At 32.1% G+C, this 3119-nt stretch carries 2 protein-coding genes and 1 pseudogene; 2 read left to right on the forward strand and 1 reads right to left on the reverse strand.

Annotated elements, in window-relative coordinates; genetic code table 11:
- The first annotated feature begins 257 nt into the window (after nt 1-257).
- Together L8D11_RS04485 and cydB are read left to right on the forward strand one after the other, a co-directional pair.
- Nucleotides 258-1658, forward strand: coding sequence for a cytochrome ubiquinol oxidase subunit I (locus L8D11_RS04485; RefSeq protein ID WP_236870477.1), 1401 nt, complete (start codon nt 258-260; stop codon nt 1656-1658).
- A gap of 3 nt (nt 1659-1661) precedes the next feature.
- Nucleotides 1662-2681: a cytochrome d ubiquinol oxidase subunit II gene (cydB, locus tag L8D11_RS04490; RefSeq protein WP_236870476.1), complete on the forward strand. Its 1020-nt coding sequence runs from the start codon at nt 1662-1664 to the stop codon at nt 2679-2681.
- A 213-nt stretch (nt 2682-2894) separates the two neighbouring features.
- On the opposite strand, the pseudogene L8D11_RS04495 reads toward cydB, so the two are convergent.
- Nucleotides 2895-3119, reverse strand: a pseudogene (locus L8D11_RS04495) (hypothetical protein); the annotation flags it as partial.

A 3119-nucleotide genomic window follows, 5' to 3' on the forward strand; every position in this document is an offset into this window, starting at 1 on the left:
CTCTTCTCTATACGTTCTTCTGCTTCTCTTACTAAAAATGACATTTTGCCTCCTCTTTCGTATGTACTTATCTTTTCATTCTATCATATATGTTTCTTTCTGCCTATTATGCAATGGTCTTTAAAAGCTAAATTTTTAAGTTTGTAATTGTCGGTATCTTTGTTTAGTTGGCGATTTGCTTCTTCATTATTAAGTTATTGATTTGTTGCTTAATAAATAATATGGTTAGCATTGAAATAAGTAGTTTAATGATTTATATGATTTTAAATCTAAGTGCAGAATTTTTATCAAGGATTCAGTTTGCATTTGTTATATCATTTCATATTATCTTTCCTTCTTTCACGATTGGACTAGCTAGTTTGTTGGCTGTTTTAGAAGTTGTATGGTTAAAAACAAAGCACCCTGTTTATATAGAGATATATAAATTTTTAATAAAGATATTTGCTGTTACTTTTGGCATGGGAGTGGTGACAGGGGTTGTTATGTCGTATCAATTTGGCACTAATTGGGCTGTATTTTCTGATAAGACCAGTAATGTGTTAGGACCGCTTTTCGGATTTGAGGTTCTTACAGCATTCTTTCTAGAAGCTGGTTTTCTGGGTGTTATGTTATTTGGATGGGGCAGAGTCAGTAATAAAATTCACCTCTTTGCAACGTGTATGGTGGCAGTTGGAACGGTAATATCAGCATTTTGGATACTAGCAGCTAGTAGTTGGATGCATACGCCGGCAGGTTATGAAATAGGAAGTGATGGAATATTTTATCCAAAAAGTTGGGTGGACATTATTTTTAATCCATCTTTTCCGTATAGATTTTTTCACATGCTTTTTGCAGCCTATTTAACTACAGCCTTTGTTACAGCAGGGATTGCATCATACTATCTTCTGAAGAAAAAATATTTAGAACATGCTAAAATCATGCTAACAATGGCTATCTTTTTTGTAGCAGTGTTAATTCCTATACAAATATTTATTGGAGACAGTCATGGCCTTAATACTAGAGAATATCAACCAGCTAAAATTGCTGCAATGGAAGCAGTTTGGGATACAGAAAAAGGTGTGCCTTTAACGGTAATTGGATGGCCCGATGAAGAGGAAATGGTAACAAAATACGCATTCAAAATACCAAAATTTGCTAGTGTAATTTTAACACACTCTCTGGATGGAGAAATTAAAGGGTTAAAATTATGGAAAAAAGAAGATAGACCACCAGTAAAACTTGTTTTTTTCGGATTTAGAATTATGGTGGGGATAGGCTTATTAATGCTATTTACCTCATATCTTGGAATTTACTTATTTTTTAAAAAAAGACTATTTACCTCAAGTAATTTTCATAAATGGTGCATGATAATATCACCAATGGGATTTGTTGCTATATTATCTGGATGGGTAGTTACGGAGGTTGGAAGGCAACCGTATATTGTATATGGTTTATTAAGAACTTCAGAAGCAGCATCTAATGTTGCTCCACATCAAGTATTATTTACACTGATACTTTTCTTCATTGTTTATATATTTATGATGAGCTTTGGTGTTTTTTACGTATTCAAATTAGTAAAAATTGGCATCAACGAGGGAGATTGGAATAGCAAAAAAGAAGCAAATTTAAAAACAAGTCATGTAAGGGATGTGTTTATAAAAATGTATAGCAAGGTGTAAAATATGATCGATTTTTCGAGCTTTTTAAATTTACCAATAATCTGGTTATGCATATTGGTTATATCAATATTTTTTTATGTATTACTGGATGGATTTGATTTAGGTGTTGGTATTTTATTACCGTTTGCACCTACAGAAGACTGTAGAGATACTATGGTTAACTCCATCTCCCCTTTTTGGGATGGCAATGAAACTTGGCTAGTATTAAGTGGAGGGGTATTATTTATTGCATTTCCCTTAGCCTATTCAATAGTTATGCCGGCCTTATACTTACCAATAATTTTAATGCTTGTTGCGTTAGTATTTAGAGGAATGGCAATTGAATTTAGATCAAAATCTAGCCCAGAAAAGAAAAAAATCTGGAATGGCGCATTTCATTTTGGCTCATTGATAGCTGCATTTTTTCAAGGGATTGTGTTGGGCACGGTTATGCAAGGATTTGAAGTTGAAGGAAGAGTTTATGCAGGTGGGGAATTTAGTTGGTTAACTGCTTTTTCAATTACAACTGGTATCTCCTTGGTTTTTGGATACATATTATTAGGTGCAACATGGTTAGTATTAAAAACTGAAAAACGTACTCAGGAATGGGCTAAAAAATGTGCATTATACTCTATGATATATGTACCAATTTTTATGGCCTGTATTAGCTTATGGATACCATTTATTGCTGAAGAAATTTTTTATACCTGGTTTAAAATTCCAAATATACTTTACTTATTACCAATTCCACTCATGACTGTTATAACTATATATTTTTTATATAAATCAATAATTGAAAATAATGAGTTAACACCATTTTTATTAAGTATTTTATTATTTTGCTTTGGTTTTGTTGGTTTTGGAATTTCACTATGGCCATGGGCTGTTCCTAGAAAGATAACTATTTGGGAAGCAGCAGCAGCGCCTCAATCACTATCATTGATGCTTATAGGTGTAGTAATAATATTGCCAATAATCTTAACCTATACTGGGTATAGTTATTATGTATTCAGAGGTAAAAGCCAAAAAGGAAAAATATATTGATTGATGCAATGACTATGAATGACAATTTATGGATATAGCCAAAGTTTAAAATTGAGATCAATCTTAATTAAAATGTAATAAGTTTCCTCAATAATTTTGGGGTTTTATTGTATTTTAATAAAAATTTATCAATACTAAATTCGCTGGGCTGAAAAAATGCAAATGAGAAAATAATTGATGACCATAATATGGAAGCATAAATATTAGATAGCGTTAAGCAACTTTTAGAATCAACTCATTGTCAATATTTGCTTCATAAAGATTCCACTCATTAGAGGACATAGTCGCTTTAATCTGCAAAACATTGTGTGCATTCTCTCGGGTCCACTGCATTTTTTGTTTTCGCTTGAATCTAGTATTTATTTGAGACTCTACTATAGTCTCTGCAATACTGCTTGTATATGGTAGATTAGCTTCTTTTCTTTCCATGTAGTTGAC

Origin of the sequence: Candidatus Bandiella numerosa (genome assembly GCF_021811875.1) — a bacterium.
Taxonomy (GTDB): Bacteria; Pseudomonadota; Alphaproteobacteria; order Rickettsiales; family Midichloriaceae; genus Aquirickettsia; species Aquirickettsia numerosa_A.